General features: G+C 69.4%; 15 protein-coding genes. 8 read left to right on the top strand and 7 right to left on the bottom strand.

What is annotated here, in order from left to right; translation table 11 throughout:
* Positions 1-9 precede the first annotated feature (9 nt).
* From dxs to ACODSY_RS09470, 4 genes are read left to right on the top strand one after another with little or no spacing between them, the layout of a single operon-like run.
* Positions 10-1,926: a 1-deoxy-D-xylulose-5-phosphate synthase gene (gene dxs, locus ACODSY_RS09485; protein WP_488951477.1), complete on the top strand. Its 1,917-nt coding sequence runs from the start codon at positions 10-12 to the stop codon at positions 1,924-1,926.
* A 19-nt stretch (positions 1,927-1,945) separates the two neighbouring features.
* A complete protein-coding gene (locus tag ACODSY_RS09480) occupies positions 1,946-3,298 on the top strand; it encodes an RsmB/NOP family class I SAM-dependent RNA methyltransferase (RefSeq protein ID WP_488951476.1) in 1,353 nt (450 codons plus the stop codon).
* 46 nt (positions 3,299-3,344) lie between these two features.
* Entirely contained in the window at positions 3,345-3,854 is a 510-nt protein-coding gene (locus tag ACODSY_RS09475; protein ID WP_488951475.1) for a hypothetical protein, read from the top strand.
* A 45-nt stretch (positions 3,855-3,899) separates the two neighbouring features.
* Complete coding sequence (locus tag ACODSY_RS09470; RefSeq protein ID WP_488951474.1) at positions 3,900-4,610, top strand: tetratricopeptide repeat protein; 711 nt, start codon at positions 3,900-3,902, stop codon at positions 4,608-4,610.
* Between the two features lie 34 nt (positions 4,611-4,644).
* On the opposite strand, the gene ACODSY_RS09465 is transcribed toward ACODSY_RS09470, so the two are convergent.
* The 7 genes from ACODSY_RS09465 to flgF are packed head-to-tail and all read right to left on the bottom strand — an operon-like array spanning position 4,645 to position 11,510.
* On the bottom strand, positions 4,645-6,669 hold the full coding sequence (locus ACODSY_RS09465) for a YgiQ family radical SAM protein (RefSeq protein WP_488951473.1): 2,025 nt from the start codon (positions 6,667-6,669) through the stop codon (positions 4,645-4,647).
* Positions 6,670-6,700: 31 nt separating this feature from the next.
* Positions 6,701-7,936: a hypothetical protein gene (locus ACODSY_RS09460; RefSeq protein ID WP_488951472.1), complete on the bottom strand. Its 1,236-nt coding sequence runs from the start codon at positions 7,934-7,936 to the stop codon at positions 6,701-6,703.
* Positions 7,937-7,994: 58 nt separating this feature from the next.
* Positions 7,995-8,420, bottom strand: a complete 426-nt coding sequence (locus tag ACODSY_RS09455; protein WP_488951471.1) for a hypothetical protein — start codon at positions 8,418-8,420, stop codon at positions 7,995-7,997.
* Positions 8,421-8,447: 27 nt separating this feature from the next.
* Positions 8,448-9,188 carry a flagellar basal body L-ring protein FlgH gene (gene flgH / locus ACODSY_RS09450; RefSeq protein WP_488951470.1) on the bottom strand — a complete coding sequence of 247 codons (741 nt, stop codon included), beginning with the start codon at positions 9,186-9,188 and terminating at the stop codon, positions 8,448-8,450.
* 11 nt (positions 9,189-9,199) lie between these two features.
* A complete protein-coding gene (flgA, locus tag ACODSY_RS09445) occupies positions 9,200-9,949 on the bottom strand; it encodes a flagellar basal body P-ring formation chaperone FlgA (RefSeq protein ID WP_488951469.1) in 750 nt (249 codons plus the stop codon).
* Between the two features lie 4 nt (positions 9,950-9,953).
* Positions 9,954-10,742, bottom strand: a complete 789-nt coding sequence (gene flgG / locus ACODSY_RS09440) for a flagellar basal-body rod protein FlgG (protein ID WP_488951468.1) — start codon at positions 10,740-10,742, stop codon at positions 9,954-9,956.
* A 30-nt stretch (positions 10,743-10,772) separates the two neighbouring features.
* On the bottom strand, positions 10,773-11,510 hold the full coding sequence (gene flgF / locus ACODSY_RS09435; protein WP_488951467.1) for a flagellar basal-body rod protein FlgF: 738 nt from the start codon (positions 11,508-11,510) through the stop codon (positions 10,773-10,775).
* A 217-nt stretch (positions 11,511-11,727) separates the two neighbouring features.
* Between flgF and ACODSY_RS09430 the strand changes: the two genes are divergently transcribed.
* The 4 genes from ACODSY_RS09430 to ACODSY_RS09415 all read left to right on the top strand — a co-directional run.
* Entirely contained in the window at positions 11,728-12,348 is a 621-nt protein-coding gene (locus ACODSY_RS09430; RefSeq protein ID WP_488951466.1) for a flagellar basal body-associated FliL family protein, read from the top strand.
* A 29-nt stretch (positions 12,349-12,377) separates the two neighbouring features.
* A complete protein-coding gene (gene fliM, locus ACODSY_RS09425; protein WP_488951465.1) occupies positions 12,378-13,469 on the top strand; it encodes a flagellar motor switch protein FliM in 1,092 nt (363 codons plus the stop codon).
* On the top strand, positions 13,466-14,050 hold the full coding sequence (locus ACODSY_RS09420) for a DUF6468 domain-containing protein (RefSeq protein WP_488951464.1): 585 nt from the start codon (positions 13,466-13,468) through the stop codon (positions 14,048-14,050). The genes fliM and ACODSY_RS09420 overlap by 4 nt, the downstream gene beginning before the upstream one ends.
* Positions 14,047-14,939, top strand: an 893-nt coding sequence (locus ACODSY_RS09415; protein ID WP_488951463.1) for a MotE family protein, incomplete at its 3' end; no start/stop codon positions are given. The genes ACODSY_RS09420 and ACODSY_RS09415, both read left to right, overlap by 4 nt.

The raw sequence follows: 14,939 nt of genomic DNA, 5'->3' as shown, positions 1-14,939 counted from the left end.
CTGCCCGCGTTGCCGCCTGAAACCCCTCTGCTCGACACAGTCTCCTCGCCCGCCGATACCCGGAGCCTCTCGATCCCGCAGCTGAAGCAGCTGGCGGACGAACTGCGCGCCGAGACGATCGACGCGGTGTCGCAGACCGGCGGGCACCTGGGCGCCGGTCTGGGCGTGGTCGAGCTGACCGTGGCGCTGCACCACGTCTTCGAGACGCCCGAGGACATCTTGATCTGGGACGTGGGCCACCAGGCCTATCCGCACAAGATCCTGACCGGCCGTCGCGACCGCATCCGCACCCTGCGCCAGGGTGGCGGCCTTTCGGGCTTCACCAAGCGCTCGGAGAGCGAATACGACCCGTTCGGCGCGGCCCATGCGGCCACCTCGATCAGCGCGGCCTTGGGCTTCGCCGCGGCGCGCGACGCCGAGGGGCGCGACAACAAGGTGGTGGCGGTCATCGGCGACGGCTCGATGAGCGCCGGCATGGCCTATGAGGCCATGAACAACGCCTGCGCCACCAGCAAGCAGCTCACCGTCATCCTCAACGACAACGACATGTCGATCGCGCCCCCGGTGGGCGGGATGAGCGCCTATTTCGCCAGGCTGGTCTCAGGCGGCGGCTACCAGTCGCTGCGCAACCTGGGCAAGGCGGTCTCCAAGGCCTTCCCGCGCCCGATGCGTGAGGCCGCCCGCAAGGCCGAGGAATACGCCCGCGGCATGGTGACGGGCGGGACGTTCTTCGAAGAGCTGGGCTTCTACTATGTCGGGCCGATCGACGGGCACGACATGGACGCCCTGGTCCACGTGCTGCAGAACGCGCGGCGGATCGAGGACAAGCCGGTCCTGGTCCACGTGGTCACGCAGAAGGGCAAGGGCTACGGCCCCGCCGAGAACGCGGCCGACAAGTACCACGGCGTGGTCAAGTTCGACGTGGTCACCGGCCAGCAGGCCAAGGGCGCCAGCGCCGCGCCGCAGTACACCAAGGTCTACGCCCAGGAGCTGATCAAGCACGCCGAGCGCGACCCGAAGATCGTGGCGATCACCGCAGCCATGCCGTCGGGCACCGGCCTGGACCTGTTCGGCCAGAAATTCCCCGAGCGCACGTTCGACGTGGGCATCGCCGAGCAGCATGCGGTGACCTTCGCCGCCGGCCTGGCCGCCGACGGCATGAAGCCGTTCTGCACGATCTATTCGACCTTCCTGCAGCGCGGCTACGACCAGGTAGTGCACGACGTGGCGATCCAGGGCCTGCCGGTCCGCTTCGCCATCGACCGTGCGGGGCTGGTCGGCGCCGACGGGGCGACGCACGCCGGTTCTTTCGACATCGGCTACCTGGGCGCCCTGCCGGGCATGGTGCTGATGGCGCCGTCCGACGAGGCCGAACTGGCCCATGCCGTGGCCACCGCCGTGGCCATCGACGACCGCCCCTCTGCGTTCCGCTATCCGCGGGGAGAGGGCGTGGGAGCCCAGATCCCGCTGCTGGCCGCCCCGCTGGAGATCGGCAAGGGCCGCATCATTCGCGAGGGGACGGCCGTGGCCATCCTGTCGTTCGGCACGCGGCTGGGCGAGGCCCTAAAGGCCGCCGACCAGCTCGCCGCCCGTGGCCTCTCGGCCACCGTCGCCGACGCGCGCTTCGCCAAGCCGCTGGACCTCGACCTGCTGCTGCGGCTGGCCCGCGAGCACGAGGCGCTGATCACCGTGGAGGAGGGCTCGGTCGGCGGCTTCGGCGCCTTCGTCCTGCACGCCCTGGCCGAGCAAGGCGCGCTGGACCGCGGCCTGAAGGTGCGCACGCTCACCCTGCCCGACATCTTCCAGGACCACGACAAGCCCGAGGCCATGTATGCCCTGGCCGGCCTGGACGCCGACGGCATTGTCCGCACGGCGCTGGGCGCCCTGGGCGTCGACAATGCGTCTGCGAAGGGGCGGCGGGCCTGACGCCAGGCCTGTCCGAATGGTGAGCTTGACGACCGCCGCCTGCCTGCAGGCCACCCTCGAACTGGTCGACGAGGCCGAAAGGGCCCAGCGTCCGGCCGACGCCGCGATCTCGGCCTGGTTCCGGACGCGCCGTGACCTTCGCGAGCAAGACCGCGCGGCGATCTTCGACCTGTTCTATGCGCTGCTGCGCCACCACGCCCGGCTGGGCTGGCACCTGGCGAAGCACGGTCGCCCCGACACTCCCCGAAACCGGCTGTTGGCGTGGCTGGCGCTCGGCGAAGGGAAGACCCGCGAACAGATCCAACGGCTCTTCAGCGGCGGTCGGTTCGCACCGGCCGCCCTGGACGAGGACGAGCGCGGCCTGCTGAAACGCCTTCAGGGCGGCTCGATCGATCACCCCGCCATGCCCGAGGAGGTGCGCAGCGAGTGTCCCGAATGGGCGCTGGCGGTGTTGCGCCGCCGGTTCGGGGGCGACTTCGAGCGCGAGATGGCCGCGATGCTGACGCCGCCTCCGCTCGACCTGCGCGTCAATCCGCTCAGGAGCGACCGCGAGACCATGTTGGGTGCGCTGCGAAGCCTGCGACTTCCGGCCGAGGCGTGCCGCATGGCGCCCCTGGGCATCCGCGTCCACGAGCGGCCCAATCTGGCCCGCTTGCCGATGCTGAAGACCGGCGAGGCCGAGATCCAGGACGAGGGCTCGCAGCTGGTCGCCATGCTCGTCGACGCCAGGCCCGGCGAGCGGGTGGTCGACTTCTGCGCCGGCGCCGGCGGCAAGACGCTGGCGATCGCCGCGCAGATGGCGAACAAGGGCGTCGTCATCGCCTGCGACGTGCTGGAGAACCGGCTTAAGCGCGGCGCCGAACGCTTCCGCCGCGCGGGCCTGCACAACATCCAGACCCGGCTGCTGAGCAGCGAGCGGGACAAGTGGGTGAAGCGCCACAAGGGCGGCTTCGACCGCGTGCTGGTCGACGTGCCGTGCAGCGGGACCGGCACCTGGCGGCGCAATCCCGACGCCCGCTGGCGCGCCGAACACGCCGGCTTCGAGGCCCTGTTGCCGCTTCAGGCCGGCATCCTCGACAGCGCCGCGCGGCTGGTGAAGCCAGGCGGGCGGCTGGTCTACGCGACCTGCTCGCTGCTGCCCGAGGAGAACGAGGCGCAGGTGGAGGCCTTCCTTGCGACGCATTTGGACTTTCGCGTCGTCCCGCTGAGCGAAGCCGCGCCGCAGCTGACGGAGTCGGCGCACCCGGACTACCTGTCCCTGACGCCCGCGCGGCACGGCACGGATGGGTTCTTCGCGGCGGTGATGCGGCGCGGGGTGGCGCAACCGCCGCCTGAACCATGCTGCCCGGAAGATCACATTGGCAGCAGATGACGCCGGTTGCGGACCGTGCATTGTTGCGCACGTGGGGGCGAGCAGCATGAACGTGGCAAACGGATTCGGCGTGGGTGCGGTCGCCGGTGTCTTCCTGAGCCTAGCAATTGCCTGGCCGGCCCAGTCAGCGCGCGTCACTGATCCCGACACGTGCGCATTCGTTCGCATCGGCACGCCAATGTACGCAAACCCGGTCAAGGCCAAGGAAGCCGTCGCGGCGTGTCGGCGGTTGCTGGCTGCTAAGCCAAGTCCGCCGGAGGCGGCGCGCCTGCAAGCCGCGTTGGGCTGGGCGCTTATCGAAGCAGCCGACTACAAGGGCGCTTGGCAGGCTGCGCAGGCTTCGACCGCGCTGCGGCTGACCGAGCCAGGCGGGTACGAAGTGAGGGCCTCGATCTCGCGCCGCCTCAAACAATACGACATCGCGCTCGAGGAGATCGACAAGGCGCTGCCATATGGCCTGACTTACGACGGGCACTACACCCGCTCGCGCATCATGCAGGACCTGAAGCGCTACGACGAGGCGGTCGCGGAGGCCGACCTCGCGATCAAGGCCTAGCCGACATTCTCACCGCCGTATGTCACGCGTGGTGTCTCGCAGCAGTTGAAGGGCGACGTCGCGGCCGCGCTTGAAAGCTATCGTCTCGCCGAGCGGCTTGACCCGCGCTCGCCGGTCATTGCGTTCAACATTTCCCTCATCTTGAGCGAACTCGACCGCGAGGACGAAGCGCTGCGCTACTTGGACCGCTCGATCGAGTTGGACCCAAGGATGCCGGACGCGCAACATCAGCGCGCGTACCTACGCCGACGCGCCGGGGATCTGCCGGCCGCGCTCGCTGACTACCAGGCCGTCCTTCGAAAAAGGCCGAAGGATGTCTCGGCTTTGGTGGGGCTCGCGCTGGTTCAGAGCCATATGGGGGATGACAACGCTGCCTACCGCTCGTTAGACCGCGCCGAACGCGCAGACCCAACATCGGCGGACGTCTGGAGTGTCCGCTGCTTCATCGCAGCGATTCACGACAATCAGGTGTCCGCCCGGATGGCCGACTGCGATAGGGCGGTTCGCATGGATCCCTCAGCCGACCAGCTGAGTACACGTGCTCTGGCTCGTCAGCGGCTAGGCGATGCTTCCGGCGCGCTTGCCGACGCGGAAGCTGCGGTCGCTGCCGACAAGACATCGGCCGACGCCTATTTCACTCGCGGCTGGATCAAGGCTCAGCAAGGCAGCTCAGCGGCGCAAGAGGACCTCATCGCGGCATTGAAAATCGAGCGCGGGACCCGCGCACGCTATAGGCGCCTCGGCCTGAGTTACTAGCTGCCACGCTCGAAAGCGGCCGTGGCACCGCCGCCTACTTTCTCAGCGGCACGCCCTTCGTCGTGAATTTGGTCCCTGGGTGGCGCTTCGGCCGCGCCGTGCCGGAAGGCCTGCCGCCCCCGCCCGGCTGGTGCGCCGGGATGAGCTGATCCGGTCTGGGGCCGATCAGGTCGGCGCGGCCCATGGCCTTCAGCGCCTCGCGCAGGACGGGCCAGTTCTCGGGGTCGTGGTAGCGCAGGAAGGCCTTGTGCAGGCGGCGCTGACGCAGGCCCTTCACCGTCTCGACCTTCTCGCTGGCGCCGTGGCGCACGCCCTTCAGCGGGTTGACGCCGGAGTGGTACATGGCCGTGGCCGTGGCCATCGGCGAGGGCAGGAAGGTCTGCACCTGATCGGCGCGGAAGTTGTTCTTCTTCAGCCAGATCGCGAGGTTCATCATGTCCTCGTCGGTCGTGCCCGGGTGGGCGGCGATGAAGTACGGGATCAGGTGGTACTTCTTGCCGGCCTTCTGGGCGGCGGCGTCGAACATCTCCTTAAAGCGATCGTAGGTCCCGATCCCCGGCTTCATCATCTTGTCGAGGGGGCCTTCCTCAGTGTGCTCGGGCGCGATCTTGAGCAGGCCGCCGACGTGGTGGGTGACCAGTTCCTCGACGTATTCGGGGCTCTTCACCGCCAGGTCGTAGCGCACGCCGGAGGCCACCAGCGCCTTCTTGACCCCCTTCACCTCGCGCACCTTGCGATAGAGGCGGATGAGGTCGTCGTGGCTGGTGTTGAGGTTCGGGCAGATGTCCGGGAACACGCACGAGGGCAGGCGGCAGGCCTTCTCGATCTTCGGGTCCTTGCAGGCCATCCGGTACATGTTGGCGGTGGGGCCGCCGATGTCGGAGATCACCCCGGTGAAGCCCGGCGTCTTGTCGCGGATCTGCTCGATCTCCTGCAGGATCGAGGCTTCCGAGCGGCTCTGGATGATCCGGCCCTCGTGCTCGGTGATCGAGCAGAAGGTGCAGCCGCCGAAGCAGCCGCGCATGATGGTCACAGAGAACCGGATCATGTCCCACGCGGGGATCTTGGCGTCGCCGTACGATGGGTGCGGCGCCCGCGCGTAGGGCAGGTCGTAGACCGCGTCCATCTCCTCGGTGGTGAGCGGGATGGGCGGCGGGTTCAGCCACAGGTCGCGGTCGCCATGCCTTTGGACGAGAGGGCGCGCGTTGCCGGGATTGCTCTCGCGATGCAGCACGCGCGAGGCGCGCGCGTAGGCTTCGCTGTCCTGCTCGACCTGCTCGTAGGAGGGCAGGCGCACGACCACATCGCCGGGCTTGCGCGCGGCGCCCTCGTCGGCGGAGTCGAGGTCGTCGGCCGGGAGCTCGGTGTAGTGCGCGGGGACCTTGCGGAACAGCGCCACGCCTCGGACGTCGTCGAGGTCGCGCGGCGCCTCGCCGGCGGCGATCCGGTTGGCCACCTCGACCACGGCGCGCTCGGCGTTGCCATAGAGCAGCAGGTCGGCCTTGGCGTCGGCCAGCACCGAGCGGCGGATCTTCTCGGACCAGTAGTCGAAATGGGCGATCCGGCGCAGCGACGCCTCGATGCCGCCCAGGATGATGGGGACGTCCTTGTAGGCTTCGCGGCAGCGCTGCGAATAGACGAGCGTGCAGCGGTCGGGCCGCTTCCCGCCTTCGCCGCCCGGCGTATAGGCGTCGTCGCTGCGGATGCGGCGATCCGACGTGTAGCGGTTGACCATGGAGTCCATGTTGCCGCCGGTGACGCCGAAGAACAGGCGCGGCTTGCCCAGCGCCTTGAAAGGCTCGGCGGACTGCCAATCCGGTTGCGAAATGATGCCGACGCGGAAGCCCTGGGCCTCCAGCAGGCGTCCGATGATCGCCATGCCGAAGCTGGGATGGTCGACATAGGCGTCGCCGGTCACCAGGACGATATCGCAGGCGTCCCAGCCGAGCGCGTCCATCTCGGCCCGGCTCATCGGTAGGAACGGCGCGGCGCCGCCGGCGCCCGTCTTGCGGCAAACCCTGGAAATCAGGGGCGTTTCAGCGGGGGCCTGATTGTCCATCCGAAGGGAATAGGGTTGCGAGGCCCTGAATTCAACCGGCCAAACGCCGCGCCGTGATCACCACTTGCAGCTCGTCGTTGCGCGGGTTCTGCAGGTCGAGGCGGATGCGGCCGTCCTCCAGGCGGGTGACGACGGCGGGTACGGTCGAGTTGGTGAGCGCCCACCCCTTGGGCAGCACCACGGCGTTGGCGGGGCGACCGAAGGTGCGGTCGAACACCAGTTCGTCGCCGGCCAGGCGGTAGCGGCCGGGGTCAGTATAGGTCTCGCGCATGCGCAGGCGGATCGACTGGCCGGCCTTCAGCGGCGTGAAGTCGAACACCACGACCTCGCTCTCGGCGGTCACGGTCTCCAAGCCAGGGTCGGTGACGCCGGCCGCGGTGATGGCGGCGCCCTTGAGCCGCCGCGCGGGGATCGCCTCGCCCGTGTCGAGGTTCTGCGCCGAGGGATTGGTGGCGGTGCTGCCCGGCCGCACGACGTTGACGTACCGCCCCACGCCGGCGCGGGTCTCGGTGTAGTCGTGGTAGAGGTCGAAGGCGTGGGTCTCGGGCGGCTGCAGAAAGTAGACGATGTCGCGCGTCTGGATCGCCCGCTCGGCTAGGCGGCGGGCCTCCACGCTGGAGGGGCCCGAGCCGATCTTGCCGGGCGCGGCGCGCAGCTTCAGCGGCGCCTGCGCGGGCGTGATGTTCAGGAAACTGATGCGGATGCGGCCGTCGGGCTCCTGCGCCACCTGGGAGGGGTAGTTGCAGGCGACGAGCACGTAGCCCGGCGGCAGGACGACGGCGTTGCGCTTGATGCCCAGCGGCCGGTCGAAGACCAGTTCCTGGCCCTCGACGAAATAGCTCTTCGCGTCCTCATAGGTCTTGTCGATCAGCATGCGGGCCTCGCCGCCTCCGGCGGGAACGGGACGGGCCAATTCGACCCGGATGTAGTCCGAGGCAGGGTCGGCGTCCGGCAGGCCCGTGGTCCTGGCCTCCTCGCCCGAGACCACGCGGAATTTGAGCGGCGCGCCGGTCGCCCGGTCGGTGACGCTCTCGTCGGTGGCGATGGAGCCCTTGCGGATGGGGTTGAAGAAGGCCGTCGCGCCGGGCCGGATCGCGGTGATGTCGTAGAGGATGCGGAAGCGACCGGACCCGGGCGCCAGCAGCTCGTAGCGGGTGTAGCCGTTGGCCTCCTGCGGTCCCGGCCGGGCGGGCGGGTCGGCCGCGTGCGCCGGCCCGCCGGCCCCCGCCATCGCCAAGGCCATGATCGCCGCCGCCACGATACGCATCGCAAGTCTCCCCAGCTCCCGGCGATTATGACGGGGCGGTCCCGGGAGGGAAGGGGCGCTAAGGCGCGCGGCAGAGGGCGAGGAAGTCGTGGGCCCGGGCGAAGGAACCCGCGGTGGGGATCGTCACCTCGCCCTGGACCAGGGTGAGTTCGCCGGTGTCGGCGAAGCGGGCGAGGACGGGGTCGGCGGCGTTGAGACGGACCTGGATCTGGAGCGGGGCGTCAGGGCCGTCGGTGGTGACGCCGGCGCCGAGGTAGCGATTCCAGGTCTCGCCGGCGTGGAGCTCGATCATGGCGCCGTCAGCGCGGCGGCCGACCAGGGCGAGGTCGACGGCGCCCGAGGCGCGCTGGCAGGAGAGCGTCACCTTTGCCGGCCCGGCCAGGACCAGGCGCGCGGCCTCGTCGGTGTCGTCGGGCCGCCAGGCGAAGGCGGGTTCGGCCGGCCCAAACGACATGCAGCCGCCCAGGAGGACGGCTGCGGTCAAGCTGGTGATCAGAAGCCGGCGCAAGGCTCAGAACGGCGAGAAGCGTTCCAGCAGCGACTGGCCGGCCGGGGTCTTCTGGACCCGGCTGATGTCGCCGCGGCCGCCGTAGCTGATGCGGGCCTCCGCGATCTGGGTGTGGCGGATGGTGTTGGCCGAGGAGATGTCCTCGGGTCGCACGATGCCGGCCACCGTGAGCTGGCGCAGGTCGGTGTTGGTGCGCACCTCCTGGGTCCCCTGGATCATCATGTTGCCGTTGGGCAGGATGCCGGTGACCACCGCGGCGATGGTCAGGCTGATCTTCTCGGAGCGGTTCACCTGGCCCGCGCCGGCGTTGGAGGTGGTCGAGCTGGTCTCGATGGCGTTGGCCGGGTCGAAGCCGCCGGGCAGGATCTTGCCCAGGGTGGATTCCAGGCCCAGCAGGTGCGGCACGCCGGCCGTGGCGCCCGAGGTGCGCGAGCTGTTGGTGGCGTTGGTGGTCTTGGCGCTGTCGTCGATGTCGATGTTGACGGTGACGATGTCGCCGACGCGGCTGGCGCGCTGATCGTTGAAGAAAGCGCGGGCGCCGGTGCGCCACAGCGAGTTGGCGCTGGCCGGCTGCGGGCCGGGCTCGCGGGCCGAGACCAGCGGCATGACGGCCTGTTCGCGCGGGACCAGGGCGGCCGGGTAGCCGACGGGGGCCAGCTCCGGACCCCTCACCGCCTCGGAGACGGTGGAGCAGGCGGCCAGCGGGGCCAGCAGGACGGCGAGGGCGACGAGGCGCAGGCGCATGTGAGCTTCCTTCAACGCGAGGCGTAACGTGTGGAGCGGTTCAGCTTCAGCTGTTCCGCCGCGGGTCCGACCGCTGCCTGGCCCGGTCCGGTGACCACGGCCTGGACGGTCTTCTTCGACGTGACGTTCTGCACGTTGATGGTCTCGCCCACCGCGCCGCTGGACAGGGCCTTGGCCTGAAGGGCGAGGGAGACACCCTGGTTGTCGTAGGTCAGGGTTACGATCTCGTTTGCCTTGATCACCAGCGGAGCCGAGACGTCGCGGCTGGCGACGGCGGCGCCGGCGCGGAGGGGGCGTCTGGCGGCCAGACCGATGATGGCGTCGGCGTCGGCCGGCGCGTCCGCGGGGGCGGCGGCGACCTTGCCCCAGACGAGGTCGGACGGCTGCACGATCTCGCCGGCGTTGATCGAGCGGGCCCAGGTCAGCACGTCTACATTGCCGCGGGCGGCAACAGTTGCCGGGCCGGCCGTCGCGCTTCCGGACGCCGCGCCGCTGATCACGATCTGCCGCAGGCCCTCGGCGTTCGGCCAGTCGAGGCCGGCGCGGTAGGCCGCGCCGCGGACGGCGGCGGCGTTCAGCATCACGCTCGAACCCGTGCGGGCGGCGATCGGTGTGCCGGCTGCGGCGCCCGCGCCGTTGAAGATGTCGCCCAGGGTGACCACGCCGTCGGCGTCGAAAGCGTTGGGCTTCAGCGTCACCGGGGTGGCGGCCAGGGCGGGGGAGGCGGCGGCCAGCGCCGCCAGCAACACGAACGCTTTCATCGGCTTACGACTTCAGCTGGTTGGCGGTGGCGAGCATGTTGTCGGCCGTGGAGATGACCTTGGAGTTCATCTCGTAGGCGCGCTGGGCGACGATCAGGGCCGAGATTTCGGCGACCGCGTCGACGTTGGAGGCCTCGGTGTAGCCCTGCTGCAGGGTGCCGATGCCGACCGAGCCGGGCGTGCCGGTGGTGGGGGCCCCCGACGCCGCGGTTTCCTTCAGGAGGTTGCCGCCCAGGGCCTCGAGGCCGCCGTCGTTGACGAAGGTGGCGAGCTCGATGACGCCGACGACGTTGGTGCCGGTCTGGCCCGCCTGCTGGACCTCGACCTGGCCTGACTTGGAGATCGAGACCGAGACGGCGTCCTGCGGGATCGTGATGGCCGGTTGGATCTGGTAGCCGTCCTGGGTGACGAGCTGTCCCTGGTCGTTGACCGCCAGATTGCCGGCGCGGGTGTAGGCGTTCTCACCCGAGGGCATCAGGACCTGCAGGTAGCCGCGGCCATTGATGGCCACGTCGTACTGGTTGTCGGTCTTGGTCATCGTGCCCTGGGTGCCGACGCGGTAGACCGCGCTGGCCTTCACGCCGGCGCCGACCTGCACGCCCGTGGGGACGATGGTGCCCTGGTCGGACGACTGGACGCCGGCCGCCTGGAACGTCTGGTAGAGCAGGTCCTGGAACTCGGCCCGTTCGCGCTTGAACCCGACCGTGTTCATGTTGGCGATGTTGTGGGAGATGACTTCCACGTTGAGCTGCTGGGCGGCCATCCCGGTGGCGGCGGTGCGGAGCGCTTGCATCGTTGGTTATCCTTCTAAGTTGCCCGGCGACTACTGCGTGCGACCCAGGCGCTCGACGGAGCGTCGCGAGAGGTCGGCCGCGTTGTCGATCATGCGGGCGGTGGATTCGTAGGCCCGGCTCACCTCGACCATGCGGGTGATCTCCAGGACCGGCTTGACGTTGGAGTTCTCGAGGAAGCCCTGGCGCAGCTTGGCCGTCTCGGCGGGCTGCGGCTGCAGATTCGAGCTGTTGCGGAAGCTGTTGTCGCCCGCCTTCTCCAGGGCGGACTGGTTGGCGAACGAGAACATGCCGACCTTGCCGACCAGCTCGTTGCCCTGGCTCATCGTGCCGTCGGCGCCGATGGAAACTTCGCCCTTCTCCGCGTCGATGACGATCTCGCCACCGCCGTCGCTCAGGACGGGGAAGCCCTGCTGGGTGACGAGGCGGCCGGCGGGATCGGTGGTGAAGCGGCCGTCGCGGGTGAAGCGCGGGCCGTTCGGGGTCTGCACCTGGAACAGGCCCTCGCCCTCGATGGCCATGTCCAGCGAGGCGCCGGTCTTGTTGAGCGCGCCCTGGCCGAAATCGCGGGCCACCGCGTCGGCGGCGACGAACTTCACCGGGCGCGGGCCGGGGATCGTCCGGGCCGGCTCGCCCGGATCGGTCTTCTGCATCAGCGACTCCACCTTGAAGCCGGTGGTGTCGACGTTGGCGATGTTGTTCGCGATGATGTCCATCTCGCGACGAAGCACCATCTGGCGAGACAGGCCGACGTAGAGGGTGTTGTCCATTAATCCGGGCCTTGGCGGGCTGCGACTTTCTGGCTCTTCGGGATGCAACCTCCGTGCCAGTTTGAAACGCCAATGAAATCAAAGAACAAGAAAGTTAACGCCGGCCGCGCGGCCGAAACTGCCGGGCAGGAATCGAGCCCGTTAAGAGGTGTTAAAAACCGCTTCTTAACCAAAGACCGCCATTCGTTGGGTCGCGGACATCCAAGGAAGCGCGCGCGTGGCGAAGAAGGAAAAAAAGCCGAAGGAGGCCGAGGCGGAAGCGCCTGAGGGCGCCGAAGGCGCCGAGGGCGAAGCCTCCGGCAAGAAGAAGCTGCCGCTCAAGCTGCTGATCATCGGCGGCGTCGGCGCCCTCGTGGTGCTGGGCGGCGGCGGCACGGCCGCGTTCATGTTCCTGAAGCCGAAGCCCGAGGCGGCCGCCGGCGAGCACGGCAAAGAGGCCAAGGACAAGAAGAAAGACAAGAAGAAGGACGAGAAGAAGAAGGAAGGCAAGGAGGGCGAGAAGGGCGCTGCGGTCGTCCGGGAGGGCCCTGACGGCGTGGTCTTCTACACGATGCCCGATGTGGTCGTGAACATGCAGACCGCCGACGGCCGGCCGACCTTCCTGAAGCTCAAGCTCACCTTGGAACTGCCCGACGAGAGCATGGTCGAAGAGCTCGACCCGAACATGCCGAGGCTGCAGGACATGTTTCAGACCTTCCTGCGCGAGCTGCGCCCCGAGGACCTGTCCGGAAGCCAGGGCAGCTACCAGTTGCGCATGGAGATCCTGCGCCGCGTGAACCTGGTGATCGCGCCGGGTAAGGCCAACGCCGTCCTGATCGAGGAGATGCTGATCAACTAGCGCCCGCGCGCGAGTTGCATCCCAGAGCCATGGCCGACGAAACCGAAAACACCACCGAGACCGAGGCGACCTCCTTCGAGGCGGACGCCAGCGGCGAGACCGACTGGGCCGCGGCCGCGGCGGCCGAGGCCAACTCGGCCGAGCGGATCCTGAACCAGGACGAGATCGACAGCCTGCTGGGCTTCGACCTGTCGGACGACGAGATCTCGGAACGCACGGGCATCCGCGCGATCATCAATTCGGCGCTGGTCAGCTACGAGCGCCTGCCGATGCTGGAGATCGTCTTCGACCGCCTGGTGCGGTTGATGACCACCTCCCTGCGGAACTTCACCTCGGACAACGTCGAGGTCAGCCTCGACAACATCAGCTCGATCCGGTTCGGCGACTACCTGAACTCGATCCCGCTGCCGGCCATACTCTCGGTGTTCCGCGCCGAGGAGCTGAACAACTACGGCCTGCTGACGGTCGACTCGAACCTCATCTACTCGATCGTGGACGTGCTGCTGGGCGGCCGGCGCGGCACCGCGGCGATGCGCATCGAGGGCCGGCCGTACACCACCATCGAACGCGTGCTGGTGCAGCGGATGGTCGAGGTGGTGCTGGCCGACGCCAAGGAGGCGTTCGAGCCGCTGACCCCGGTCAACTTCACCCTGGACCGCCTGGAGACCAACCCGCGCTTCGCCGCCATCGCCCGGCCGGCCAACGCCGCGATCCTGGTGAAGCTGCGGATCGACATGGAAGACCGCGGCGGCCGCATCGAGCTGCTGCTGCCCTACGCGACGCTCGAGCCTATCCGGAAAATGCTGCTGCAGCAGTTCATGGGTGAGAAGTTCGGCCGCGACAACATCTGGGAAAGCCACCTCGCCACCGAGCTCTGGACGACCAACATGGACGTCCGCGCCGTGCTCGACGAACAGCAGATCAGCCTGAAGCGCGTGCTCGACCTCAAGGTCGGCGACACCCTGATGCTGAACGCCACGCCCGACAGCCTGATCGAGCTGCGGGCCGGGTCCATCCCACTCACCCGCGGCCGCATGGGCCGCCGCAACGCCCACATCGCCGTGCGCGTGGAAGCCCCGCTTTCACCCGCCGCGCGCCAAGCCGTCCAGAGGATCTCATGAGCATCATCGCCGTCGGCATGAACCTGCTGCTGGCCGGCCTGCTGGTCGCCGCCATGGTCGTGGGCATTCGCCTGAACCGCCGCCTGAAGGCGCTGAAGGACAGCCACGCGGGCTTCGAGATCGCCGTGCGCGAGCTGAACCTGGCGGCGGTCCGCGCCGAACAGGGCCTGGCCGACCTGCGCGCCGCCACCGACGAGGCCACCGACCTCCTGTCGGACCGCATCGAGAAGGGCCGCGCCCTGGCCGCCAAGCTGGAGAAGCTGGTGAGCTCGGCGCCGGAACTGCCCCGCGCCGTGGCCGCCGAGCGCGCGCCGCGCCCGATGCCGTCGGTCGTCCCGCCTGCTCGCGAGGGCACGACGGAAGACCGCCTCGGCAAGCTCCTGGCCATGGCCCGCTCGCGGTTGCAGGCCGAGGGCATGATCGACGACGAGCGTGTGGCTCCCGCGCCGGAACCGCTGGTCGGCCGCGCCCCGCTGCCGGGCCGCCGCATCGCCTCGATGGTCGACGACGACCTGTTCGAGGACGCGCCCGCCCCGCTCGACCGCTTCGCCCAAGATCGCTTTTCGGGAGCGCGCCGTTGAAATCCGTTCCCCGCATCCTGCCGCTGGTCGGCGTCGCCATCGGCGGCGTCCTGGCCGTCAACGCCCTGACGGGCGCGAAGGACCTCCAAGGCCTGCTCACCGGCGCCCAGGCGTTCGCCGAGGAGGCGACCAAGGGCGGCAAGGCCGAGAAGCCCGCCAAGGCGGATAAGTCCGAGGCCGGGAAGGACGCCAAGGACGCCGCCGCGTCGGCGACCGACGCCGCCCTCGCGCTGCCCGCCGCCGCGATCGCGCCGAAAGCCGTCTGCGCGCCGACCGCCGCCGAGTTGGCCAAGCAGGCGGGCCTGTCGCCAGCCGAGCTGCAGGTGCTGCAGAGCCTGGGCGCGCGCCGCGGCCAGCTCGACGCCCGCGAAAACGACCTGAACACGCAGCTGGCTCTGATGGCCGCGGCCGAGGCCAAGCTGGACGCCAAGATCAAGGCGCTGAACGGCCTGAAGGCCGAGGTGAACGGCCTGCTGACGCAGTCCAACGCCAAGGAAGCCGCCGAGATCGACCGGCTGGTGAAGGTGTTTGAGGGCATGAAGGCCAAGGACGCCGCGCCGCGCCTGGCCGCGCTGGACGACAACGTCCGCATCCCGATCGCGGCCAAGATGAAGGAGCGCTCGCTCTCGGCCATCGTCGCCCAGATGCCGGCCGCTCAGGCCAAGGAGCTGACCGAGAAGCTGGCCCGCCGCTTCTCCGAGGCCAAGGCCGCCGCCGAGAAGGTCGCCACCGCAGAGCAGGCTCCCGCGCCGCAGACCGAGGCCGCGCCGAAGAAGCAGGCCGCCGCCACGCCGCCGAAGAAGGCTCCGCCGCGCAAGAAGGCCCCGCCGGCCCAGCAGGCGGCCGCAAAACCGCCCGCCACGCCCGCCGCCGCGCCGCCGGCCGCCGC

The organism is Phenylobacterium sp. FG114, from assembly GCF_057809855.1.
This window is presented reverse-complemented; position numbering and strand designations above follow the sequence as displayed.

Bases quoted from the DNA above. Each gene is read 5' to 3' on its own strand.
- ACODSY_RS09475 (WP_488951475.1), top strand. From the start codon at position 3,345: ATGAACGTGGCAAACGGATTCGGCGTGGGTGCGGTCGCCGGTGTCTTC.
- ACODSY_RS09465 (WP_488951473.1), bottom strand. From the start codon at position 6,669: ATGGACAATCAGGCCCCCGCTGAAACGCCCCTGATTTCCAGGGTTTGC.
- ACODSY_RS09460 (WP_488951472.1), bottom strand. From the start codon at position 7,936: ATGCGTATCGTGGCGGCGGCGATCATGGCCTTGGCGATGGCGGGGGCC.
- flgH (WP_488951470.1), bottom strand. From the start codon at position 9,188: ATGCGCCTGCGCCTCGTCGCCCTCGCCGTCCTGCTGGCCCCGCTGGCC.
- flgA (WP_488951469.1), bottom strand. From the start codon at position 9,949: ATGAAAGCGTTCGTGTTGCTGGCGGCGCTGGCCGCCGCCTCCCCCGCC.
- flgG (WP_488951468.1), bottom strand. From the start codon at position 10,742: ATGCAAGCGCTCCGCACCGCCGCCACCGGGATGGCCGCCCAGCAGCTC.
- flgF (WP_488951467.1), bottom strand. From the start codon at position 11,510: ATGGACAACACCCTCTACGTCGGCCTGTCTCGCCAGATGGTGCTTCGT.
- fliM (WP_488951465.1), top strand. From the start codon at position 12,378: ATGGCCGACGAAACCGAAAACACCACCGAGACCGAGGCGACCTCCTTC.
- ACODSY_RS09420 (WP_488951464.1), top strand. From the start codon at position 13,466: ATGAGCATCATCGCCGTCGGCATGAACCTGCTGCTGGCCGGCCTGCTG.